Below are 23456 nucleotides of genomic sequence, written 5' to 3' on the forward strand. Positions count from 1 at the left end.
GCGGGTTCGGCTATGCGCTGCCTGATCGTCGATGACAGTCGGAGCTTCCGCTGTGCCGCGCTCGGGATGCTCGAACGCGGCGGTATCGCCGTGGTCGGCCTCGCGTCGAACAGTGCCGACGGTCTGCGGTGTTACGTGGATCTGCGGCCGGACGTCACGCTCGTCGACGTCGACCTCGGTGAGGAGAGCGGATTCGATCTCGTCGAGCAGCTCTGTGCGAGCGGAGTGCCGCATCCGTCGCCGGTCATCTTGATCTCGGCCCACGCGGAGCAGGACCTCGCTGAGCTGATCGCCGACAGTGCCGCGGTGGGGTTCCTGCCGAAGATCGGGTTGTCGCCTCGGGCGATCGTGGATTTGGTATTTCGACATCGAAATGGTTATTCGGCTGAAGACCAGTCGGTCAGCGAGCCTCCAGAAAGGTGATGACGGCACGAACCCTGCGGTGATCGTCGCCGGTTTCCGGTAGATCCAATTTGGCCAGAATGCTTCGGACGTGCTTTTCGACGGTGCCCTCGGTGACCCAGAGCCGTCGGGCGATACCGGCGTTGGAGCGCCCCTCGGCCATCTGCGCCAGCACCTCCAACTCTCGCGAACTCAGCGCTCCCAGTGGGTCGTTGCGTCGGCGGGTCGACAGGAGTTCGGCGACGACCGCGGGATCCACCACCGACGCGCCCCTGGTGATGCGTGCGAGCGTGTCGAGGAAGTCGCCCATATCGGTGACGCGACTCTTGAGCAGGTAACCGATCGCGCGGTCTCCACCGAGCAGCTCCATCGCGTGGTCGACCTCGACGTGAGCCGAGAGCACGAGGATGCCGGTGTCCGGTGACTCGGCACGGATCGCGCTCGCCGCGTCGAGTCCTTCACTGCTGTGCGTCGGCGGCATGCGGATGTCGACGATCACCAGATCCGGTCTGTGCGCGACCACCAGCGCCAGCAGCTCGACGGCGTCGGCGGCCTGTCCGACCACGTGATAGCCCGACCGATCCAGAAGACTGGCCAACCCTTCGCGCAGCAGCACGTCGTCGTCGGCGATGATCACGCGAACCCCAGCCGTTTCGGCTTCCTGTACTGCCACCGCCACCAGCACACCGCATGGCACGCGCACCGACAATGCAGCTAGCAGGCATTCCGCGGTCGGGATGGCGGGCAAGTGCGGTTGGCAGACAGCCATGGAGACAGCGGTGGACGTGGACGGCCAAGGTGGCAGAACATGGACCAACTCCCCTCGCCGTCCACCCGCGAACCGGTTTCCGGCACTGCAGGGCGACGGCTGACGAGCGCCGCGGGCGAGGCGGTCGGCACGTTCGCGCTGGTTTCCGCGGCGGGGGCGGCGGTGCTGAGTCCGTGGCCGCTGCCCGCGCTCGGCATCGCAGTGGTTCTGATGGTGCTGATCTACGCCGTCGGTCACTTCACCGGCGGCCACTTCAACGCCGCCGTGACGCTCGCGGTGCTGATGCGTCGAAGGATCGGGATGCGTGCCGCCGCCGTGCGCTGGCTTGCCCAGCTCGGCGGCGGTACGCTCGCCGCGGTGGTGGTGCGCGAAATCGCCGATCCAACAAGGGTTATCAATGAGGCACAGCTCACCGTGAGCGATCCGATATTGGTCGCGGTGTTCGTGGCGGAGTTGACGTTCGCATTCGTGATCACCTATTCCGTCCTCGGTTTCGCGACCAGTGACCAGTCCAGGGCTGGGTCGGCATGCGACGTCGCGGTCGGCATCGGGGCTGTGGTCGGTGCGGTGGGATTGGCGGCGTTGTCGACGGGTGCACTGCACGCGGCGTCCACCTTGCACGTCCTGACAGCCGGTGTGTTGGCCTGGCCGACGATCTGGGTGTATCTGGTCGGCCAAGTCGTCGCCGGATTCGTGGCCGGCCTCGTCTTCCTGACCTTCGGGTGGTGGGCCTATTACGATGGGTGACGTGGGTCACAGCAAATGCGCATAGTTTCGCGGGCGACGGGGTAGTAAAACCGCATGTCTTCTACGAAAGAGCGCGTGATCTCTGCGAAAGAGCTTTACGGGCGCTGGATGGACGAGCTGTGGGCGGGCCAGCCAGTGGCGTTCGACCTCGTGTCCGAGGATTTCGTTGGGCATTGGCCGGACCGTGAGGTCCACGGTCCCGACGAACTGCACGCGATGGTCGACAAGACCAGGTCGATGCTGACCGATCTGCAGTTCGTCATCGAAGTCGAGCCATTCGTCTCCGGGGACATGTTGGCGGCGCGCTGGATCGGTACGGGGGCCGCGCCGGACGGACCGAAGCGGTTCACGGGCAACGACATGCTCAAGATCGCCGAAGGTCGTGTCGTCGAGTACTGGACGGGGACGTCGGCGGGCTGACGTGGTCGATCGTCACGCCAGGAAGCGGTCGGAGTACTTACTGAACCGGGCCCGCATGTCGTTCTCGTCGAGGCCGAACATTTCGGCCGACGTCGCGATGCGGCCGAGCCTGCCACGCTGGTGTCCGCCCAGGTAACCCTGGATCGCGCTCCGTGCATCGTCTCCCAGCGGCTCGTCGGCGAGCTCGTAAATCTCTGCGGCCACACCCATTTCGTCGGCCATGAAGTCGTCGAAGCGGACGTCGATCGACCGTTCCGGTGGTAGTTCTGCGCGGTCGCGCACCAATGCGTTGAGCATCAGCTCGAGGCGATCGATCCATGTCGCCGCGATCTCGGGTACCGGTACTGGATAGCAGTGCATGCGCGCGCTGTAGGTCAGCATCGCGAGCATCGAGAGCACGACGGGCACTGGGTCGCGGTGTGTGAAAACGACGATCACGCCGGGGAAAACGGAGTTCAGTACTGGCAGCTGCTCGAGGTGCTGGGGTGATTTGAGCAGCCAGCGTCGCCCGCCGCGTAGGAACTGCAGCGCCTTCAGCTGTGTGGCGAGGTACTCGTAGTGCGACGTCTGGTCATGAGACAGGTAATAGTCCCGCCATTTCGGCACGTAGCCCAGGGTCTCGAACAGCATCGTCGAGAAGTCGTTGGCCAGCAGCTGAATCTCTTCGTGCACATGGTCGGTGGTCATCTCGTGCATCAGTGCGAAGTGGGGCATCACGAGGTTCATCACCTCCACCGCGACGTCCATCCGAGTGCGACGGGGATCGGGATCGATGCCTGTTTCCGACGGCAGCGGGAAGGGTTCGTTGCTCTCCCAGTAGGGGATGGTGCGGAAAGTAGGCGCCGCGGCCAGCAGGTTGTGCAGGTGTGTGGTGCCCGTGCGGGGCAGGCCCGCGATCACTACCGGCGGCGCGAGTTCGATGTCGTGGATCTCGGGGTGGCGGGTCAACAGGTCGGTGAGTAGCAGCCTGTTCTTCAGCCACTGGAGCAATTGGGCGTGGAAGTTAACGATGCCCGCGTCGTGCATTCCCGGAATATCGTGCAGCGCATCGAGATACACGTCGAGGCGTTCGCGGTAGTCGTCGGGGCCGAAATCGTCGAGTCCGGTCTCAGCGGCGGCCTTGGTGTGCAGGACCTTTGCGTCGAGCGGGCAGTCGGCCGCCATCGAGCCCATCATCTGCCGAATCGGTTCGGCCTCCGCCGAGAAGCGTGGCTCGGCGAGGTCGTCCAGATGAACTGTGGGCGGCACGGAATCAGCTGAGGCGTCAGTCACGGCAACTTATGTTACTGTGAGTTCCATAATGATGGTGGAAATTGGTCGACCCCGCGATCCGCGGATCGACAGTGCGGTTCTGGAGGCCACGGCCGAATTGCTCGGCGAGACCGACTACGCGTCGCTGTCTGTCGACGCGATCGCGAAGCGTGCGGGGACGAGCAAGCCGGCGATCTACCGGCGATGGCCCAGCAAGGCACACCTCGTCCATGAGGCGGTGTTCCCGGTCACCGAGTACACCGAGTTGCCTTCGACCGGAACCACGCTCGGCGACGTGCGAGAGATGATGGCCAGGACCTTCGCCCTCCTGACCACTCCCGCCGCCCTGGCGGCATTGCCGGGCCTGGTCGCCGAGATGGCCGTCGATCCCACGCTGCACGCCGCACTGCTCGATAGGTTCGTCGACGTCCTGTCCCACGGGCTCGACGCGTGGCTGGAAACGGCACGCAAAAGCGACGAGGTTCGTCGCGACGTCCGTTCCGGCGATGTGGTCGATGCACTCGCGGGCATCATCTTCCTTGCCCTCATCACTCACCCGGAGACGCTCGACGATGCGTGGATGGACCGCACCGCCGAATTCATCACGAGAGGGATCAGCTCATGACGGAGCACGAGTCCACGGCGGCCTGGCGTGAACTGCTCGAAACCCTTGGCGGCCTTGACCGCACCTTCCTCGAAGGCGACCGCGCGGTGAGCGATGACCGCCACATCGCCGACGGCTACCGCATGCTGGCGACCACGCTGGGCGTCGCGTTCGACACCTATTTGTTCGCCGATCCGAGTCGGCCATTGTGGGTGGAGGTCAATTCGCCGTTTCGCCCCGACCGCCGGTGGGGCGGCGACAACACCGACGCCTACTACTTCATGTGCCCGGTCGATCCGACTCGGCGCTATCGAATCAGCGGGAACAAGGGCGATAGCGTCTACTTCTCGGTGACCGCCTACAACGAGCCGTCGCCGGGCGCGTGGTCCGACCGGATCGTGGCGATCCTGCGCGACGACGATCTCGATATCGACGACGACGGCAACTTCTCCTTCGACTTCGGGCCGACGCCGGACGCGGCGGTTCTGATGACGCGCGACTACCAGGGCGATCCGCAGACCGGGCGTCCGGTGAGGTGGCAGATCGAGGCGCTGGACGCACCCGATCCGTTTCGGCACGGTGACGCGGAGACGGCGACCGCGCTGCGCTCCAGTGCCGCGTGGCTGCGCACAATGTTCGCGATCCTGCCGCTGGCGGTCGGTGTTCGCAGTGAGGACCAACACACGCTTGGACACGAGATTTCTTCGACCGCAAACGAATTCGCCGAGCCGTACCAGGTGCCGGATGCGAACTTCGGCTGGTCGGCACGTGACGCCTGCTATGCCTACGGCAGTTTCGTGCTCGAAGACGACGAGGCGCTCGTCGTCACTCACCGGCCGCCGTCGTGCCGATTCTGGAACCTGGTGGTGTGGAACCAATTCATGGCGACGCCGGGTGTCGCCGATGCACGCAGCTCGGTCAACGGCTACTCGGCCGTCCCCAACGCCGATGGATCGGTGACTGTCGTCATCTCACGCGGTATGACCGAGCACCCGAATTCGATTACCACGCTTGACTATCCACGTGGAAACCTCGCGTTCCGCTGGTTCCTGTCCGACGAGGTTCCGGCGAGACCCGAGGTGGCGCTGGTCAAGGTGTCGGAGGCGCCGACGAGCGTCGGATAGCCGCGCCGAAATCACCCAAAAAACAGCGCCGCGGCAACGGCGATCGACCAGACCAGCATGGTCAGTCCGGTGTCGCGCAGAACCGGAATCAAGTCTTTGCCGCCGAACCCTTTTCGCACCGGGCCTGCGGCACGTACCGCCAGGGGCAGCGCGACCAGGCCGACGGCGGCCCACGGCGTCGCGAGGATCAGCACGAGCGTCAGTGTGAACGCGACCGCCAGCAACGCCTGATACAGCAGCCGCGTGCGCGGGTCGCCGAGCCGCACGGCCAGCGTGATCTTGCCGGATTCCTTGTCGGTCGGGATGTCTCGCAGGTTGTTGGCCACCAGCACCGCCGACGACATCGCGCCCATCGCGACGGCCATCGCCGCGCCGACCCAGTCGATCCGCAGCGCCTGCGTGTACTGCGTGCCGAGTACGGCGACGAGTCCGAAGAACACGAACACCGCGACCTCGCCGAACCCGAGATAGCCGTACGGCTTCGAACCGCCCGTGTACAGCCACGCGCCAGCGATACACAGCCCGCCGACCAGAATCAGCCACGGGGCGCTGAACCACGCGAGCGCAAGTCCGGCGATGGCCGCGATGGCAAGGCTGATCATCGCGGCGGTCAGCACCGCGCGCGGGGTGGCCACCTTCGACCCCACCAGCCTCAGCGGCCCCGCCCGTACGTCATCAGTGCCGCGGATACCGTCGGAGTAGTCGTTCGCGTAGTTGACGCCGATGATCATCGCGACGGCGACGACCATCGCCAGCAGGGCTTTCCACCAGCACCACCCATGCAACCAGGCCGCCGCACCGGTACCGGCGATGACGGGTGCGATCGCATTGGGCAGCGTCCTTGGCCGGGCGCCCTCCACCCACTGCGCGAAACTGGCCACGAACAAGTCTTGCACGGTGGTTCCCCTCGCCCATCGGCCCGGCAGGCGCACGCATGGCAGACTGAGCACATGGAGGACCGACTCAGTAAGACGGAGATCCGTAAGGACGCCGTGCAGGAGATCGTCGAGTCCGGCGCGGCAACCGTCGGCGACGTGGCCTCGATCATCACCACCGCGGTCAAGGACGTTGCAAACGCCATCGGCAGCTTCGCGACCGACGTATTCGAGATCCGCGATGGAGCGAAGCGCGCTTCGCAGCAGTCGGCCGTCGAGGACGAAACGCCGGGCGACTAGCCCTTGCTCGGAGTCATCGGTGGCAGCGGGTTCTATTCGTTCTTCGGTTCAGACGCCCGTGCGATCAACCTGGACACCCCCTACGGCGAGCCGAGCGCGCCGATCACCGTAGGCGCCGTCGGTGCCCACGAGGTGGCGTTCCTGCCGCGGCACGGCTCCGGGCACGAATTCTCTCCGCACACCGTGCCGTACCGCGCCAACATGTGGGCGCTGCGCGCGCTCGGTGTGCGGCGCATCTTCGGCCCGTGCGCGGTCGGCAGTCTGACTCCGGATCTGGGGCCGGGCGCGATGGTCGTACCCGATCAGCTGGTCGACCGCACCAGCGGCCGCGAGGACACCTACTTCGACTCGGGCGGCATCCACGTCGGCTTCGCCGACCCGTACTGCCCGACGCTGCGTGCCGCCGTCGCCGATCTGCCCGGTGTGGTGGACGGCGGGACGATGGTGGTGGTGCAGGGGCCGCGGTTCTCCACCAGGGCCGAGAGCCGCTGGTTCGCCGGCCAGGGGTTCAGCCTGGTCAACATGACCGGATATCCGGAGGCCGTCCTGGCCCGTGAGCTCGAAATGTGTTATGCGGCCATCGCTTTGGTGACCGATGTGGACGCGGGGATCGACAGTGCGAACGCGGTCCGGGCGGTCGACGTCTTCGCCGAATTCGAGCGCAATCTGGTGCCGTTCAAGAAGCTCGTGCACGAGGCGATCGATCAGGTTGAGCTCGAGCGGACCTGTACACATTGCCTGCCGCACGAGGGTGTTCAACTTCCCTTCGATCTGCCGTGAGAGTTCTGCTGACCGGTGCGGCCGGGTTCATCGGAACCCGGGTCGACGCCGCACTGCGCGACGCGGGCCACGACGTCGTCGCCGTTGACGCGATGCTGCCCGCCGCGCACGGCCCCGGCGCCGAGCCGCCGCCGGACTGCCGGGTGCTCGACATCCGGGACGGGTCGGCGCTGGCGCCGCTGCTGGAGGGCGTCGACGTGGTGTGTCATCAGGCTGCGGTGGTGGGCGCCGGGGTCAACGCCGCCGACGCGCCGTCGTACGGCAGCCACAACGACTTCGGGACCTCGGTCCTGTTGGCCGAGATGTTCGCCGCGGACTGCCGGCGGCTGGTGCTTGCCTCCTCGATGGTGGTCTACGGCCAGGGCCGCTACGACTGCGCCGAGCACGGACCGATCGACCCGCTGCCCCGCTCGCGGGCCGACCTCGACGCCGGGGTGTTCGACCATCGCTGCCCGGTCTGTGGTGCGACGGTCACCTGGCAGCTGGTCGCCGAGGACGCACCGCTGCGGCCGCGCAGCCTGTATGCGGCGAGCAAAACCGCGCAGGAGCATTACGCGCTGGCGTGGTCCGAAGCCAGCGGCGGCGCGGTCGTCGCCTTGCGCTATCACAATGTGTACGGCCCGCACATGCCGCGCGATACTCCGTACTCCGGTGTTGCCGCGATCTTCCGCTCGGAGCTGGAATCCGGCGATGTACCACGGGTTTTCGAAGACGGCGGCCAGATGCGCGACTTCGTGCACGTCGACGATATCGCTGCGGCCAATGTGGCGTCCGTCGAATCCGGACTCGACGGGTTCGACGCGTTCAACGTCTGTTCGGGGCGGCCGATCTCGATCATGGAGGTGGCCAGTGAGTTGTGCGACGTGCGCGGCGCTGCGGCACCCGTCGTCACCGGGCAGTACCGCAGCGGCGACGTCCGCCACATCGTCGCCGACCCAACCCGCGCCGCCGACGTACTGGGCTTTCGCGCCGCAGTCGACCCCCGCGACGGCCTGCGCGAGTTCGCGTTCGCGCCACTGCGGGCATAGATGAAGCGCCTCGCGGTGGTAGTCGCTATCGTCGCGCTCGTGGCATCAGGTCTGCTGGCATTGGCGTGGTCGCAGCAGCGGCGGTTGATCTATTTCCCGTCGCCCGGGCCGGTTCCGCCCGCGGCAACGGTGTTGCCCAACGGTCAGGACGTCGTCCTGGACAGCAACGGAATCCGTTTGGGTGCTTGGTATTTCCCCGTGCCAGGCGGTGGCCCCGCGGTGCTGGTGTGCAACGGAAACGGCGGCGACCGGTCCGGCCGGATCGATCTGGCCGCGGCACTGAACAGGATCGGCCTCTCGGTGTTGCTGTTCGACTACCGCGGCTACGGCGGCAATCCGGGCCGGCCATCGGAGGACGGAACGGCAGCCGACGCCCGGGCCGCCCGGGCATGGCTGGCGGCGCAGCCCGGCGTCGACAAGATCGTGTACTTCGGCGAATCCCTCGGCGCGGCAGTCGCTGTCGGGCTTGCCGTCGATACGCCGCCCGCGGCGTTGGTGCTTCGGTCGCCGTTCACCTCGCTGCCCGACGTCGGCGCGATGCACTATCCGTGGCTGCCGGTGCGGTGGCTGCTGATGGATCGGTACCCGTCGATCGATCGAATCTCGTCGGTGCGCGCGCCGGTGATGGTGATCGCGGGGGACCGCGACGACATCGTGCCCGAGTCGCTGAGCCGGCGGCTGTACGAGGCGGCCAACGGACCCAAGCGGTACGTGGTGGTGCCGGGGGCGGGCCACAACGACCCCGCGCTCATCGACGGACCGCAGATGATCGCCGAGATCCAAGAGTTTCTGTCGGCGACCGGTGTCACCTAGTAATACTGGTGGGATGAAGCCCGCAATCTGTGAACAGTTCGGCATCGACTTCCCGCTCTTCGCGTTCAGCCACTGCCGTGACGTGGTTGCCGCGGTGACCAATGCCGGCGGGTTCGGTGTCCTCGGCGCCACCGCATATACCCCGGAGCTGCTCGATCAGGAACTGTCGTGGATCGACGACCACGTCGGCGGTAAGCCGTACGGCCTCGACCTCATCGTGCCCGCCAAGTTCGAGGGCAAGGGGGAGAAGCTGGGCCGGGGCGAGTTGGCGTCGCGCATTCCCGAGGACTACCGCACCTTCATCGCGGAGCTGCTGGCCAAGCACGACATCGAGCCCGAGGCGGAGGTCCGCACGGGCCCGTCGTTCCTGTCCGGGGATACCGGCCAGGATCTGCTCGAGGTCGCGATGAGCCATCCGATCAAGCTCATCGCCAACGCGCTGGGGGTGCCGCCCGACTACATGATCGAAGCGGGGAAGCGCAACGGTGTTCCGGTAGCCGCGTTGGTCGGTGCGAAGGAGCATGCGGCCAAGCAGGTGCAGGCGGGCGTGGACTTGATCGTCGCGCAGGGCACCGAGGCGGGCGGGCACTGCGGCGAGGTGACGACGCTGGTGTTGATTCCGGAAGTGATCGAGGCAATCGAGGGCGCGGTACCTGTGCTGGCCGCGGGCGGGATAGTCACCGGCAAGCAGATGGCCGCCTGCGTTGCGATGGGCGCCGACGGAGCGTGGACCGGCTCGGTGTGGCTGACGACGGAGGAGGCCGAGACAGCGCCGCACACGGTGCAGAAGTTTCTCGCGGCGTCGTCACGCGACACCATCCGTTCCACGGGCCGCACCGGAAAGCCTGCGCGGCAGCTGGTTTCGGACTGGACCGACGCGTGGCAGCCCACCGAGGGCGGCCACAAGACATTGCCGCTGCCGCTGCAGTCAATGGTGGCCGAACCGGTGATCCGACGCATCGACGTGCTTGCGGCGCAGGGGCATCCGGGCGCGCAGGCGCTGGCGACCTACTTCGTCGGGCAGGGTGTGGGGTTGATGAACAAGGTGAAGCCTGCACGCGAGGTGGTGCGTGAGTTCATCGAGGACTACCTGTCAGCGACGGAACGGCTGAGCAACTCACTGCCGGACTAAGTCAACGAGGCTATCGGGTTACGGGACCTCGATGCAGCCCACACCGGGCACGCAACCGCCGCCGCCGCCCGGACCACCGCCGCCTGACGGGCCGCCCGGAATCGATCCGCTCCCTCCGCCGGGACCGCCGCTACCGGTCGGGCCGCCGGGGATTTCGCCGCCGCCACCGCCGGGACCGCCGCCGCCCGTGGGACCACCGGGTATCGCGCCGCCGCCACCGTCGGCTCCGCCGCCGCCAGTGGGTCCACCGGGAACCGTGCCGGTGCCACCCGGGGCCGGCGCTGGTGCCGGCGCCGTCGTTGTCATAGTTGTCGTCGCCGACGTCGTTTCCGACGTGGTGCTGGTGGTGCTGGTCGAGTCACCTTCGTCGCCACCGCCGCAGCCAACCGCCAACACCATCGCGGCCGCGCCGCCGAACACAGCGAACGCTGTTCGTGCTTGCTTGTTCACAGTTCCTCCGATTTTTGCCGACGCGGTGGGACTACCCATCCCGGTCGGCGTGAAACGGCGGACCGTCGTCTAGTCCAACGCGATGCGAACCGATATCGGGTCGCTCTCCATTGCGCGCATCGTCAGCGCGGTCGCCGACTGTGCGAACCGGCCGCCGCCGCCGAAACTACGGGCGCGGGCGCGCACGTCGTCATCAGGTTCGAAAGTGGCTGTGCCGGTGCGCCACTCGTTGTTCATACGCACACGCACGTTCGGGTTGGCGGCGATGTTGTACGCCCAGCCGGCCCGGCGACCGTGCTGGGAGATGACCCACAGGTAGTCGCCGTCGATTCGGCCGGCCAGTGGCACCCGTCGCGGTTCTTTGGACTTGCGGCCGATGGTCTCGAGCTCGACGACCAATGACGAGCGGATGCCGAGCCGGTCGAGCGCCGCGACCATCGGGTTCATCACGACGCGGCCCAGGTTGCGCTCGAACTTGAACTTGCGTCGTGCCTTGTCAGCACTTTTTGTGGTCATGTGAGTGACCATAGTTGAGTGATCACTCAAAAACTAGCTACGAAGCTGAAGTCGCAGGTCAGCCGCTCAGGTAGGCGAGGACCGCGAGAACCCGGCGATTCTGTTCAAGGTCCGGCGGAAGCGTCAGCTTGGTGAAGATGTTGCGCACATGCTTCTCCACCGAGCCGTCGGCGATGGTGAGGGTGCGGGCGATGTTGATGTTGGACCGGCCCTCGGCCATCAACGCGAGAACCTCCCGCTCCCGCGGCGTCAGCGCCTTCAGCGGGTCGTCGCGGTGACGCCGGACCAACAGCTGCGATACGACCTCCGGGTCGAGCACCATCCCGCCGGAGGCCACCCGCTCCAGCGCGTCGAGAAACTCGGCGACCGCCGCGACGCGGTCCTTGAGGAGGTAGCCAACACCACCGACCCGGTCGGCGAGCAGGTCGTCGGCGTAGGAGAGCTCGACGTACTGCGACAGCACCAGCACCGGGGATCCGGGTATGCGGTGGCGGGCTTCGACGGCGGCCCGCAGCCCCTCATCCGTGTGCGACGGCGGCATCCGGACGTCCACCACCGAAATGTCCGGAGTGTGCCGCTCGATGGCATCCACCAGTGATGGTCCGTCGCCGATCGCCGCGACCACTTCGTGGCCGCTCTCCGTCAGGAGCCGAACGAGGCCCTCCCGCAACAGGACTGAGTCATCAGCGACCACCACTCTCAGCACGGCAGTTCCACCTTGATCTCGGTCGGTCCACCCGCCGGGCTGACGACGGTGAGTGCACCTCCGGTGGAATGCACCCGATCGGCCAGCCCGCTTAGCCCGTGCCCCTTGGCGACGTGCGCACCGCCGCGTCCGTCGTCGACGATCTGTACCGCCAACCGTTCGGGGCCGTTGGCGACCGTCACCCAGCAGTTCGTCGCGCCGCTGTGCTTGGCGACGTTGGTGAGCGCTTCGGAGACGGTGAAGTAGGCGGTGTTCTCGACGGCCGCGTCGAGCCGGCCGCTCGGCATGCCGAGATCAGCGTCGACCAGCAATTCGACCGGGACGGTGCACCGCCCGGCCAAGGCGGCCAGGGCGCTGGGCAGGCCGCGGTCGGCGAGCACCGGCGGCGCGATACCTCGAGACAGCGCGCGTAGCTCGTCGAGCGTCTCGCGGGTCTGGTCGACGGCCTCGGCAAGGGTGCTCCGCAGCGCCTCGGGGTCGCTGTCCAACTGCTGCTGGGCCCGGCCCAGGTCCATTGCCAACCGGACGAGACGCTGTTGCGGACCGTCGTGCATGTCGCGCTCCAGCTTTCGTAGCGCGGTCGCCTCCGCGGACACCGCGGCGGCCTTCTGGTCCGTCAGCACGGTAATGGTCTCGCGCATCTCGGCGATGCCGGTGAGCAGCATGCGGCTGAACCCGGCCTGGGTGAGAGCGCAGAGGCGAACCACTGCGGGAAGCGTGATCAGGCAGATCAGGCCGACGACAGTTTGGAAGCCGATCCGTGCAAACGCGCTGTTGCCGAGCCCGATCAGTTGAGCGAGCGATTGATTGTCCGGGCCGCGCGGAATGCTCCAGTCCCACGCGACGGTCAATGTGCCGCCGATCGCCACCGCCCACCAGGAGACGACGACGCAGAAGGTGAACACCGCGATCGGGAATATCAGGAGCGTGAAGGCAATATCGAGCCAGCTCTGAGTTTGCGTCAGCGGTGTTGTGATGCGCTTCCAAAGACCTTGGCCCGCTTGCGATGTCCGGTAGGTGGGCCGGGTGCGGGGCCGGCGCAGAACTGCGGGAACGCGGAAGCGCTCGATATCGGCGAACAGCCGCGCGATGAGCACGGTCAGGGTGAGAACGGGCAATCCGACGACGATGATCAGCAGGCCCACTCCGGCCGACAGTCCCGTGACGATGACACTGAAGCTCGCGACCGCGAGGGGGAATCCGCTGAGGAGGTAGCCGCTGTCGCCGACGAGGGTGCGCAGCAGTCCGATGCGCGTTGGCTGCGCGGATGCAGCGGTCATGTCGTTCACACTAAGCACGCCCGGTGTCTCGACCCATCCGGTTTGCCGCCCGATCGACGGTAGGGCTGTCCCCCCATGGCTGGCCGACCGGGCCTGCGAGTCGAAAGTTAGGAAAGGCTAACGTAAGATCCCTTATTTGGAGGCGATGCGCAGCACTGAGGCATAGCCCAGATCAGGAGGTTCGAGTAGTGCGCATCGTGTTCTTCGGGTACCAGACCTGGGGTTATAAGACTCTGCAGGCGTTGATAGATCTGAACCACGAAGTTTTGCTGGCAGTCACCCACCCAGTCAGCAAAGAGTCATACAAAGCGATCTGGTCGGCGCCAGTCGAGGACCTCGCCCGTGAGCACGGCATCTCGGTGCATTTCACGGAGCGGGTGGACGGCGAGACCATCGACCTGGTCAGTCGTGCCCAGCCCGACGTCATCGTCGTCAACAGTTGGTACAACAAGATGCCCGCAGAGCTCTACGGCATCCCGCCGCACGGCACTTTGAACTTCCACGATTCGCTGCTACCGAAGCTGACCGGCTTCTCCCCAGTCCTGTGGGCCCTGATCAGCGGCGAGTCCGAATTCGGCCTGACCGTTCACCGAATGGACGACGGCTTGGACACCGGGGACATCCTTGTGCAGCATTCGTTGCCGATCGGTCCGAACGACACCGGGACCGAGTTGGTCCTGCGAGGGATGGACCTCATTCCCACCGTGCTCGCGGAGGCGCTGACGTTGCTGGAATCCGGCACCGCGGTCTGGCGGCCGCAGAACAAGGCGGAACGGACGTACTTTCACAAGCGTTCGGAGCGCGACAGCTTGATCGACTGGAACTGGCCCGCTGAGGATGTCGAGCGGTTTGTGCGGGCACTGTCCGATCCCTATCCGCGTGCGTTCTCCTTCTACCGGGGCGAGCCCATCGAGGTCATCGAGGCTCACGTGTCCGAAGCACGCTATGGCGGAACGGCAGGCAGGGTGATCGTGCAGGAGGAAGGCGGCGCCGTGGTGTGCGGTCCCAACTCTTTTCGGGGCGACCACCGCGGCTTGGTGATCACCCGCATTCGTTGCGCCGATGGGGTCGAGTACAGCGCGGACAAGTTCTTTCGGCGCGGGGGTTACCTGACCAACCAACCCTAGCTTGATGCCCAGTCTTGCAGGGCAACGGAAAAGCCCTGTCCCCCAACCGAGCTCACCAAGAGGACCTTCGACCATGCTGACCAGCAGTATCGCGGTGGCCGCCATGGTCCAGCTCTCGTCGCCTCGAGCGGGCGCTGATTCACCGCAGCATCTTCAACCTTCCGGCCCCGATATTGCGGCCAGAACTGGGAGTTCGTTTTCATCATGCTCGATTACGGTAACCAACCGGACACGCTAGGACCGTTGACGACCGCTCAGCGGTCGATATGGGCCGCCCAACAGCTTCGGCCCGAAGTTCCATACAACTTCGCCGGGTTTCTCGCGATAGATCACGATGTCGACGCGGACAGGTTGATGGTCGCGTGCGAAGCCGCGGCCGCTCGGTTCGGTACGCCGTGTGCACGAGTGTCGCTCGTCGGCGGCGATCCCGTCTTCGTCGTCGACCGGTCTTTCCCAGAGACCCTGCTCTGCATCGATCTGCGTGCCGAGAGCAATCCCGTTGGAGCCGCGCGCGACTGGATGGATCGCGATTATCGTCAGCCGATCGATCTGGTCAACGATCGACTGACCAACTTCGCGTTGCTGCGGATCGCCGATGACATGTCGTACTTCTATCTGCGCACGCACCACGTGCTCGTGGACGGGTTCGGCACCAACAACCTCATTCGACACATCGCCGCGGTCTATTCGGGATCAGTCGCCCCTACCACCGAAGTCGATTTCTCCGAGTTCGCTCTGATCCGCGACGCGGATCGCAAGTATCAAGAGTCTTCGCGCAGTCAAGCTGACGCCGAATACTGGAAGACCGTCGTTCGCGGGCCGCTTGACGTCACGGATCTGGCCGGGACGGGGCGAACGGTGGCGCCACGCCACCCACTGGTGCGCGAGCTGATGTGCGCTCAATTATCGGCGCAGAGCGAGAACGGCCAATTCGATGTCGCGAGAGTGGTGGCGACGTTGGCGTTGTTCATAGCGAAAACAGCAGGACGCGAGGATATCTCGTTGTCACTGCCGGTCTCGGCGCGCACCACCGCCGCGCTGAAAAAATGTGCAGGCATGGTTTCGAACCTGGTGCCCTTGCTCGTTCATGTCCACCACGACGAGAGCGTCGGAGCCCTGACCGATCAGGTGGCCAAAGCAGTGGTCGGTGCGTTGCGGCATCAGCAGTTTCGGCGCTGGCCCGACCTCGTTGCCGACGCCATGCCACTCGACATGAATGTCGAGTTCGGCCAGGTGATCAACGTTCTCGATTTCGCGTCCGCGATCCACTTCGGGCCTTCGGAGGGTGTCGTCAACGTGTTGACCACTTTCCCCATCCAGGACATCGCCATCAATATCTATCCGCGGCTGGGTGGCGGCGCGCCTCGAGTTCAATTCGCGTGGAATCCGGATCGATACGCGACCGACGAGATCGACAGGCATATAAGCCGTTTGGAGTCGCTCCTCGACCGCGTGTTGGCCGCGGATGCGTCGGTGAAAGTCGGGGACGTGTCGCTGCTGGACCGCGACGAGCGTGAGTTGGTGTTGTCGCGATGGTCCGGACTCGGTGTGGCGACGCCGGTGGGGACGGCGTCGGAGGTATTGGCAGCGGCTGTAACGGCGGACCCGGATGCTGCGGCGGTGCTCGACGCCGGCCGGGTGTGGTCGTACCGCGAGCTCGATGAGTTGTCGACGCGGTTGGCGCGGGTGCTGATCGAGGCAGGGGTGGGTCCTGAGCGCGCAGTGGGTGTGGCGCTGGATCGGTCTGTGGAGCTGGTGGTGGCCTGGTGGGCGGTGGTCAAGGCCGGCGGTGTGTATGTGCCGGTGGATCGCGCTCATCCGGTGAAACGCATCGCCACGGTTTTGGACACCGTAGACGCGGTGTGTGTGCTGACCGTCGGCGCCGATGCGGTGGCCGGGGCCGGTGGGCGGCCGCTGGTGCGCGTCGATGCGTTGGATGCGTCGGCACGCAACGCTTCGCCGATCACCGATGCTGATCGCTTGGCTCCGGTGGGCGTGGATGACACTGCGTATGTGATCTTCACGTCGGGGTCCACCGGGGTACCCAAGGGCGTAGGAATCAGTCACGCGGGATTGATGGGATTGGCTGCGGCGCAACGAGAGACGTTACGGTTGAATGCCGGGTCGCGGGTGTTGCAGGCGGCCTCACCGATCTTCGACGCGTCGGTGTTCGAGATGTTGTGGGCCGCAGGGTCGGGTGCGGCGTTGGTGGTCGCTCCGCGCGAGGTGTACGCCGGGGAAGCGTTGACGGCCTTGGTGGCCGAACAGCGCGTCGATGCGGCCGTTCTGACTCCGACGGTGCTGACATCGCTGGATCCTGCCGAGCTGGACGGGCTGAAGACGCTGCTGTCCGCGGCAGAGGCCTGCCCGCCGGGGCTGGTGGATCGGTGGGCGCCGGGACGTCGGATGTTCAACGGCTACGGCCCAACCGAAACCACGATCTGGGCCACCTGCACTCCGTCATTGGAAGCGGGGCAGACCGTGGGGATCGGCGCTCCGATTGCGGGGGTGGGTGCGCTGGTGCTCGACGCATGGTTGAACCCCACTCCGGTTGGGGTGGTGGGGGAGTTGTATCTGACCGGCCCCGCGGTGGCGCACGGTTACGTGGGTCGGGCGGGGTTGACGGGGTCGCGCTTTGTCGCGTGTCCATTCGGGACGCCGGGACAACGTATGTATCGCAGCGGCGATTTGGTGCGCTGGGATTCTGACGGACAGTTGCAGTACGTGGGCCGAGCTGACGAGCAGGTCAAGATCCGCGGGTACCGCATCGAGTTGGGTGAGGTGCAGACCGCGTTGGCTGCGGTGGCGGGGGTCGAGGCCGCGGCGGTGATCGTGCGGGAGGATCGCCCCGGCCTGAAGCAGCTGGTGGGATATGTCACCGAATCAGTCTGCGGTGCAGTGAATTTGGTGTCCGTGCGCGCGCAGTTGAGCCAGCGGCTACCGGCTTACATGGTGCCCTCTGCAGTAGTGCTCATCGATGCCTTGCCGTTGACGGTCAACGGTAAACTCGACACCCGCGCGTTGCCGGCACCGGAATACACCACCGTTGAGTACCGCGCCCCGGCCGGCGCGGTGGAAGAGGTGTTGGCCGGCATCTACGCCCAGATCCTCGGACTCGAACAGGTCGGCGTCGACGACTCTTTCTTCGACCTGGGCGGAGACTCGCTCTCCGCGATGCGAATGATCGCTGCGGTCAACAACAGCCTCGACACCGATGTTTCGGTGCGCACTTTGTTCGACGCACCCACTGTGGCCCAATTGGCTCCACGGATCGGGGTGGGTTCGGGCCACCTGCCGCGGTTGGCGCGGGTGGAGCGGCCCGCGGCGGTACCGTTGTCCTACTCCCAGCAGCGGTTGTGGTTCTTGGACCAGTTGCATGGTCCCTCGCCGGTGTACAACATCCCCGCGGCGGTGCGGTTGCATGGCCGCCTGGATACCGACGCGCTGTTTGCAGCGCTTGTCGACGTAGTGGGCCGCCAGGAAAGTCTGCGCACAGTGTTCGCCGCGCCGGACGGGATCCCCGAGCAGGTGGTGCTCCCGACTGACGGCGTCGAAGTGGGATGGAATTTCGTCGATGCCGCTGATTGGTCGGCAGGCCGACTAACCGAAGCCATCGACGCTGCTGCGCGTTACACGTTTGATTTGGCGACCGAGATCCCGTTGCGAGCCACCCTGTTTCGCGTCGGTGAGGACGAACACGTGCTGGTAGCGGTGGTGCACCATATCGCCGCCGACGGCTGGTCGCTGACTCCGCTGGTGGCCGATCTCGGCGCGGCCTATACCAGCCGCTCTGCGGGCCAAGCCCCCGACTGGGCGCCGTTAGAGGTGCAGTACATCGATTACACCCTTTGGCAGCGCACCCATTTGGGTGATCTCGACGACCCGGACAGCCGCATCACCGCGCAGCTCGGCTACTGGCAGCAGACCCTCGCCGGACTGCCTGAACGCTTGCAACTACCCACCGATCGGGCCTTTCCGCCGGTCGCCGATCACAGCGGCGCGAATCTCGCCGTGGACTGGCCGGCCGACCTGCAGCAGCAGATCGCCCGGGTGGCCCGCCAGCACAATGTCACCAGCTTCATGTTGGTTCAGGCCGCGATGGCAGTACTGCTTTCGCGACTGAGCGCCAGCACTGACGTGGCAGTCGGATTTCCTATCGCGGGCCGGAATGACCGGGCCCTCGACGAAGTGGTCGGGTTCTTCGTCAACACCTTGGTGTTGCGCATCGATATGAGCGGCGATCCCACCGTCGCGCAAATGTTCGCCCAGGTGCGCCAACGCAGCCTGGCCGCCTACGAGCATCAGGATGTTCCCTTCGAGGTGCTGGTGGAGCGGCTCAACCCGGTCCGCAGCCTGACTCATCACCCGCTCGTCCAGGTGGCGCTCGCATGGCAGAACTTCACCGGTGTCAACCAGGGCTCGCTTCCCGAACTGCGATTAGGCGAGGTGCAGGCTAGCACACTGCCGGTCGACACCCGCACGGCCCGAATGGATTTGATGTTCTCCCTGGCCGAACGCTTCGACTCAGACGGCAACCCGGCCGGCATCGGCGGATCCGTTGAGTTCCGCACCGATGTGTACGACGGCGCCACCATCGAGGCCCTGATCGGTCGGTTGCAGCGGGTGTTGGTGGCGATGGTGGCTGATCCGTTGGCGCGGGTGTCGAGTGTGGATGTGCTTGATGTGGTTGAGCGTGGGCGGCTTGATCGGTTGGGTAATCGTGCGGTGTTGGGTGAGCCGGTGGTGGGGGTGTCGGTTCCGGAGTTGTTCGCTGCGCAGGTGGGGCGGACTCCTGATGCGGTGGCGCTGACGTGTTCGGGTCGTTCGATGACGTATCGGGAGTTGGACGAGGCTTCTAATCGGTTGGCGCGCTTGTTGGTTGGGTATGGGGCGGGTCCTGGCCAGTGTGTGGCGTTGTTGTTCGGACGTTCGGCTGAGGCGATTGTGTCGATTTTGGCGGTGCTGAAGTCGGGGGCGGCGTATCTGCCGATGGATCCGGTGGTGCCTGATGCGCGGATCGAGTTCATGGTTGGTGATGCGGCGCCGGTGGTGGCGGTCAGTACGGCGGGGCTGGCGTCACGGTTTGATGGGTATCCGGTGGTGGTCGTCGATGTCGACGATCCCGCGGTGGGGGCCCAGTCGGCGGCGGCGTTGCCGCTGCCCGCCGCTGACGATCTTGCTCACATCATCTACACCTCGGGCACGACCGGTGTCCCGAAGGGGGTGGCGACCACTCACCACAACGTGGCCCAGTTGTTGGCGTCATTGGATTCAGTGCTGAACCAGGGGCCGGAACAGGTGTGGTCGCAATGGCATTCGTATGCCTTCGATGGCTCTGTGCACGAGATCTGGGGTGCGCTGCTTGGCGGTGGGCGGTTGGTGGTGGTGCCCGACGAGGTCGCCCGTTCGCCGGAAGAACTGCACACCTTGCTGGTTGCTGAACACGTCAGTGTCTTGATTCAGACGCCCTCCGCGGTCGCGATGTTGTCGCCTGAGGGTCTGGGTTCGGCGACGTTGGTGGTGGGTGGTGAGGCCTGTCCGACCGATGTGGTGGATCGGTGGGCGCCGGGTCGGGTGATGGTCAACGCCTATGGCCCGACCGAGGCAACCGTGGATGTGACGGTCAGTGCGCCGCTGGCGCCGGGGTCGGGAACACCGCCGATCGGGGCGCCGATCCCGGGGGCGGCGTTGTTTGTTCTGGATGCGTGGTTGCGGCCGGTGCCGGTGGGGGTGGTCGGTGAGTTGTATGCCGCGGGGCGTGGGCTGGGGGTCGGTTATGTGCGTCGCGCGGGGTTGACGGCGTCGCGGTTTGTGGCGTGTCCGTTTGGGCTGCCCGGGCAACGGATGTATCGCACTGGGGATTTGGTGCGTTGGGGTGCTGACGGTCAGTTGCACTATCTGGGTCGTACCGATGCGCAGGTCAAGATCCGCGGGTATCGCATCGAGCTCGGGGAGATCCAGGCCGCGCTGGCCGCAGTGGAGGGGGTTTCGGCGGCGGCGGTGATCGTGCGTGAAGACCGCCCGGGTGATAAGCGGTTGGTCGGTTATGTCACCGGAAGTGCCGATCCGGCCGGGATTCGCGGTGTGGTGGCGCAGCGATTGCCGGCATACATGGTGCCCTCGGCGGTGGTGCTCATCGATGCCTTGCCGTTGACGGTCAACGGCAAGCTCGACACCCGCGCGCTGCCGGCACCGGAATACACCACCGTTGAGTACCGCGCCCCGGCCGGTGCGGTCGAAGAGGTGTTGGCCGGCATCTACGCCCAAATCCTCGGACTCGACCGCGTAGGCGTCGATGACTCTTTCTTCGACCTGGGCGGGGACAGCATCTCTTCGATGCAGGTGGTCGCCCGTGCCCGCGCAGCCGGGGTTATATGTCGGCCGCGCGACATCTTCGTCGAGCAGACCGTGGCACGGCTGGCCCGAGTGGCCACGGTTGCCACCGGCGCCGACGATGTGGTGGATGAGGGCACCGGCCCGGTGGCCCCGACGCCGATCACCCGCTGGCTGCAGAGCATCAATGGCGACGTCGAGCAGTTCAACCAGACAATGGTCGTGACCGCCCCGCCCGCTGTGACGGACGCCGACGTGACAATCGTGCTTCAGGCGTTGCTGGATCGACACGCCATGTTGCGGCTACGAGTGGATGACTTCGACTCCGGGGACTGGTCGCTGCACGTGCCGGAGCCCGGTTCAGTGCCTGCGGAAAAATGCCTGGCCACCGTCGACGTGCTGTCTGATGCGGTGCTGGTGGAGGCGCGGTCCCGGCTGAACCCGACGACGGGGATGATGCTCAGTGCGGTCTGGGTGACCTCTGCGAACCAGTTGGTACTGATCATTCACCACCTGGCCGTTGACGGAGTGTCATGGCGAATTCTGTTGGAGGACATCAACTTAATCTGGGCCCAGCATCATCATGGGCTGCCGATGACCCCTCCGTCCGGAGGGACGTCCTTCGCTCGCTGGTCATCAGTGTTGACCGAGCATGCGCGCCGCCCGGAAATAGCTGCCCTGGCGCAGGTTTGGCGGCAGGTACTGGACACGCCTGCAGTGCTGGACGGCCCCGCAGGCGACACTCTCGCCGGCGCCGACAACTTGTCGGTGTCGTTGGATGTCGAAACCACTCGGTTGTTGTTGACCGAGGTGCCTGCGGCGTTTCATGCCGGGGTAGGCGACATCTTGTTGATCGCCCATGCGTTGGCGGTCTCTCAGTGGTTGGGCAACACCAGTGCGCCGATCGGTATCGACGTGGAAGGGCATGGGCGCCAGGAGGAGCTCGGCACGAACGTGGACTTGTCGCGCACCGTTGGTTGGTTCACCGCGAAGTACCCGGTGGCGCTGAGCGTTGGCGGTCTGGACTGGACTCAGGTGATCGCGGGCGACGCACCTTTGGGCGCGGTCGTCAAAGATGCCAAGGAACAGTTGCGTCGCCTGCCCGACGGCCTGACCTACGGGCTGTTGCGTTACCGGAACACGGACGTCGAGCTGACCGGGCTGGACCCGGTGATCAGCTTCAACTACCTGGGGCGGCTAGCCGGCCGGACCGATGAGCTGTCGCCAGAGGTGTGGCAGCCCAGTCCAGACACCCTTTCGATCACCGATGTGACCAACGCATTGCCGATGCCGCTCACCCATACCGTGGCGCTCAATGCAGGAATGCTCGACATCGATGGCGATCAGCGATTGCATGCCGATTGGACGTGGGCGCCGTCGGCACTCGATCGCGCCAGGGTCACCCGACTCTCACAGTTGTGGTTTGAAGCGCTCACCGGCATCTGCGCGCACGTCCGCCGCGGTGGGGGCGGCTTGACGCCATCAGACATTGCTCCCGCGCGTCTGACCCAGCAGCAGATCGACGATCTCGAGCTGAAATACGTTGTCGCTGATGTGTTGCCGTTGACGCCGTTGCAACAGGGACTGCTTTTTCACGCCATCACCGCCCATGCCGGCGGTTACCAGGTATATGCCGGACAGCTGGCGCTCACTGTCACCGGCCCGCTGGACCACGAGCGGCTAGGTAATGCCGTGCGTACCGTCGTCGCCCGCCACCCCAACCTGGCCGCACGCTTCTCCCCGCAGTTCGACCCACCGGTTCAGGTCATACCTGCAAATCCTGTCACCCCTTGGCAATTCGTCGATCTCGCTGGAGACGTCGACGTCGACCGAGAGGTCGGGCGGTTGTGTGCTGCTGAACGCGAAGCGGTATGCGACCTCGCGAATGCGGCGGTATTCCGAGCAGCACTGGTTCGTACCGCACCCGAGCGGTACCAATTCGTCCTCACCAACCATCACATCGTGCTTGACGGCTGGTCACTTCCAATCCTGCTGCAGGAGATATTCGCCGCCTATCAGGGGCACCGGCTGCCCGCGGCGGCGCCGTATCGCAGGTTTGTGACGTGGCTGGCCGGTCGGGATCTCGAAGCCGCTCAGGCTGCCTGGCGCGACTTGCTGGACGGCTTTGATACGCCCACCCTGGTTGGCCCCCGCCAGAGGCTGGAGCCGGGGCAGCGCGGGGTCACATCGGTCCGGCTGAGCGAACAAAGCACCAAGGCATTGGCCGAACTCGCCCGCACACACCACACCACCCTCAACACCGTCTTGCAGGCCGGTTGGGTTCAGCTGCTGGTCTGGCTCACCGGCCAGCACGATGTGGCCTTCGGTGCCGTCGTCTCGGGTCGGTCGGCCGACGTGGTGGGAATTGAATCGATGGTGGGTCTCCTGATCAACACGGTGCCGGTGCGGGCGAAGATCAACGCGGGCAACACAATTGCCGATTTGCTGCGTCAACTACACAGCGCCTATCAGCACACCATGGATCACGAACATCTAGCACTGACCGAGATCCACCGCGTCACGGGTCATGATCAGTTGTTCGACGCGTTGTTTGTCTACGAGAACTACCCGATCGACACGGCCGAGCCGCTAGAACTCGGCGAGCTTGCCATCGCGGAGTTCAGCGGCCACGAAGCCACTCATTACCCATTGACTCTGCAAGCCACTCCAGGTCCCGAACTCGACCTGCGCATCGAGTACGACTCCGATCTTTTTGATGCGGAAAGTGTTGTGGCGTTGGTTGATCGGTTGCAGCGGGTGTTGGTGGCGATGGTGGCTGATCCGTTGGCGCGGGTGTCG

At 65.6% G+C, this 23456-nt stretch carries 19 protein-coding genes; 12 read left to right on the forward strand and 7 right to left on the reverse strand.

What is annotated here, in order from left to right:
• The first annotated feature begins 12 nt into the window (after positions 1-12).
• Entirely contained in the window at positions 13-423 is a 411-nt protein-coding gene (locus ACIA48_RS05515; protein ID WP_396728366.1) for a response regulator, read from the forward strand.
• On the opposite strand, the gene ACIA48_RS05520 is transcribed toward ACIA48_RS05515, so the two are convergent.
• On the reverse strand, positions 401-1171 hold the full coding sequence (locus tag ACIA48_RS05520) for a response regulator (RefSeq protein ID WP_396728368.1): 771 nt from the start codon (positions 1169-1171) through the stop codon (positions 401-403). The genes ACIA48_RS05515 and ACIA48_RS05520 overlap by 23 nt on opposite strands.
• Before the next feature lie 39 nt (positions 1172-1210).
• On the opposite strand from ACIA48_RS05520, the gene ACIA48_RS05525 reads away from it, so the two are divergent.
• The gene (locus ACIA48_RS05525; RefSeq protein WP_396728370.1) at positions 1211-1918 is read left to right on the forward strand and encodes an aquaporin; all 708 of its coding nucleotides are present in this window, start codon (positions 1211-1213) and stop codon (positions 1916-1918) included.
• A gap of 54 nt (positions 1919-1972) precedes the next feature.
• The gene (locus ACIA48_RS05530) at positions 1973-2338 is read left to right on the forward strand and encodes an ester cyclase (protein WP_396728372.1); all 366 of its coding nucleotides are present in this window, start codon (positions 1973-1975) and stop codon (positions 2336-2338) included.
• 12 nt (positions 2339-2350) lie between these two features.
• Here ACIA48_RS05530 and ACIA48_RS05535 read toward each other — a convergent pair whose 3' ends face one another.
• Positions 2351-3610 (reverse strand): sulfotransferase family protein, encoded by a 1260-nt coding sequence (locus ACIA48_RS05535; RefSeq protein ID WP_396728374.1) that lies wholly within the window; start codon positions 3608-3610, stop codon positions 2351-2353.
• 28 nt (positions 3611-3638) lie between these two features.
• Between ACIA48_RS05535 and ACIA48_RS05540 the strand changes: the two genes are divergently transcribed.
• A complete protein-coding gene (locus ACIA48_RS05540) occupies positions 3639-4214 on the forward strand; it encodes a TetR/AcrR family transcriptional regulator (protein WP_396728376.1) in 576 nt (191 codons plus the stop codon).
• Positions 4211-5317, forward strand: coding sequence for a DUF1214 domain-containing protein (locus tag ACIA48_RS05545; RefSeq protein ID WP_396728378.1), 1107 nt, complete (start codon positions 4211-4213; stop codon positions 5315-5317). Before ACIA48_RS05540 ends, ACIA48_RS05545 begins: the two co-directional genes overlap by 4 nt.
• Before the next feature lie 11 nt (positions 5318-5328).
• Here the strand turns inward: ACIA48_RS05545 and ACIA48_RS05550 are convergent, their stop codons facing one another.
• The gene (locus ACIA48_RS05550; protein WP_396728542.1) at positions 5329-6198 is read right to left on the reverse strand and encodes a 1,4-dihydroxy-2-naphthoate polyprenyltransferase; all 870 of its coding nucleotides are present in this window, start codon (positions 6196-6198) and stop codon (positions 5329-5331) included.
• 69 nt (positions 6199-6267) lie between these two features.
• Between ACIA48_RS05550 and ACIA48_RS05555 the strand changes: the two genes are divergently transcribed.
• The 5 genes from ACIA48_RS05555 to ACIA48_RS05575 are packed head-to-tail and all read left to right on the forward strand — an operon-like array spanning position 6268 to position 10245.
• Positions 6268-6492, forward strand: a complete 225-nt coding sequence (locus ACIA48_RS05555) for a hypothetical protein (protein WP_396728380.1) — start codon at positions 6268-6270, stop codon at positions 6490-6492.
• A gap of 3 nt (positions 6493-6495) precedes the next feature.
• Positions 6496-7272 (forward strand): S-methyl-5'-thioadenosine phosphorylase, encoded by a 777-nt coding sequence (locus ACIA48_RS05560; protein ID WP_396728382.1) that lies wholly within the window; start codon positions 6496-6498, stop codon positions 7270-7272.
• A complete protein-coding gene (locus ACIA48_RS05565) occupies positions 7269-8300 on the forward strand; it encodes an NAD-dependent epimerase/dehydratase family protein (RefSeq protein ID WP_396728384.1) in 1032 nt (343 codons plus the stop codon). The genes ACIA48_RS05560 and ACIA48_RS05565 overlap by 4 nt, the downstream gene beginning before the upstream one ends.
• A complete protein-coding gene (locus ACIA48_RS05570) occupies positions 8301-9113 on the forward strand; it encodes an alpha/beta hydrolase (protein WP_396728386.1) in 813 nt (270 codons plus the stop codon).
• A 13-nt stretch (positions 9114-9126) separates the two neighbouring features.
• Positions 9127-10245, forward strand: a complete 1119-nt coding sequence (locus ACIA48_RS05575) for an NAD(P)H-dependent flavin oxidoreductase (RefSeq protein WP_396728387.1) — start codon at positions 9127-9129, stop codon at positions 10243-10245.
• An 18-nt stretch (positions 10246-10263) separates the two neighbouring features.
• On the opposite strand, the gene ACIA48_RS05580 is transcribed toward ACIA48_RS05575, so the two are convergent.
• The 4 genes from ACIA48_RS05580 to ACIA48_RS05595 form a co-directional block, all read right to left on the reverse strand.
• Positions 10264-10695 (reverse strand): hypothetical protein, encoded by a 432-nt coding sequence (locus ACIA48_RS05580; RefSeq protein ID WP_396728389.1) that lies wholly within the window; start codon positions 10693-10695, stop codon positions 10264-10266.
• 69 nt (positions 10696-10764) lie between these two features.
• Entirely contained in the window at positions 10765-11211 is a 447-nt protein-coding gene (locus ACIA48_RS05585) for a nitroreductase/quinone reductase family protein (protein ID WP_396728391.1), read from the reverse strand.
• 58 nt (positions 11212-11269) lie between these two features.
• Entirely contained in the window at positions 11270-11914 is a 645-nt protein-coding gene (locus tag ACIA48_RS05590; RefSeq protein ID WP_396728544.1) for a LuxR C-terminal-related transcriptional regulator, read from the reverse strand.
• Positions 11911-13197, reverse strand: a complete 1287-nt coding sequence (locus ACIA48_RS05595) for a sensor histidine kinase (RefSeq protein ID WP_396728393.1) — start codon at positions 13195-13197, stop codon at positions 11911-11913. The genes ACIA48_RS05590 and ACIA48_RS05595 overlap by 4 nt, the downstream gene beginning before the upstream one ends.
• 188 nt (positions 13198-13385) lie before the next feature.
• On the opposite strand from ACIA48_RS05595, the gene ACIA48_RS05600 reads away from it, so the two are divergent.
• Together ACIA48_RS05600 and ACIA48_RS05605 are read left to right on the forward strand one after the other, a co-directional pair.
• Positions 13386-14324, forward strand: a complete 939-nt coding sequence (locus ACIA48_RS05600; protein ID WP_396728395.1) for a methionyl-tRNA formyltransferase — start codon at positions 13386-13388, stop codon at positions 14322-14324.
• 243 nt (positions 14325-14567) lie between these two features.
• On the forward strand, positions 14568-23456 hold an 8889-nt coding region (locus tag ACIA48_RS05605), incomplete at its 3' end, for an amino acid adenylation domain-containing protein (protein WP_396728397.1).

The organism is Mycobacterium sp. NPDC051804, from assembly GCF_044452905.1.
In the GTDB taxonomy this organism is placed as follows: domain Bacteria; phylum Actinomycetota; class Actinomycetes; order Mycobacteriales; family Mycobacteriaceae; genus Mycobacterium.

Coding starts and splice junctions, on each gene's coding strand:
- ACIA48_RS05515 (WP_396728366.1), top strand. CDS start 13: ATGCGCTGCCTGATCGTCGATGACAGTCGGAGCTTCCGCTGTGCCGCG.
- ACIA48_RS05520 (WP_396728368.1), bottom strand. CDS start 1,171: ATGGCTGTCTGCCAACCGCACTTGCCCGCCATCCCGACCGCGGAATGC.
- ACIA48_RS05525 (WP_396728370.1), top strand. CDS start 1,211: ATGGACCAACTCCCCTCGCCGTCCACCCGCGAACCGGTTTCCGGCACT.
- ACIA48_RS05530 (WP_396728372.1), top strand. CDS start 1,973: ATGTCTTCTACGAAAGAGCGCGTGATCTCTGCGAAAGAGCTTTACGGG.
- ACIA48_RS05540 (WP_396728376.1), top strand. CDS start 3,639: ATGATGGTGGAAATTGGTCGACCCCGCGATCCGCGGATCGACAGTGCG.
- ACIA48_RS05545 (WP_396728378.1), top strand. CDS start 4,211: ATGACGGAGCACGAGTCCACGGCGGCCTGGCGTGAACTGCTCGAAACC.
- ACIA48_RS05555 (WP_396728380.1), top strand. CDS start 6,268: ATGGAGGACCGACTCAGTAAGACGGAGATCCGTAAGGACGCCGTGCAG.
- ACIA48_RS05570 (WP_396728386.1), top strand. CDS start 8,301: ATGAAGCGCCTCGCGGTGGTAGTCGCTATCGTCGCGCTCGTGGCATCA.
- ACIA48_RS05575 (WP_396728387.1), top strand. CDS start 9,127: ATGAAGCCCGCAATCTGTGAACAGTTCGGCATCGACTTCCCGCTCTTC.
- ACIA48_RS05585 (WP_396728391.1), bottom strand. CDS start 11,211: ATGACCACAAAAAGTGCTGACAAGGCACGACGCAAGTTCAAGTTCGAG.
- ACIA48_RS05595 (WP_396728393.1), bottom strand. CDS start 13,197: ATGACCGCTGCATCCGCGCAGCCAACGCGCATCGGACTGCTGCGCACC.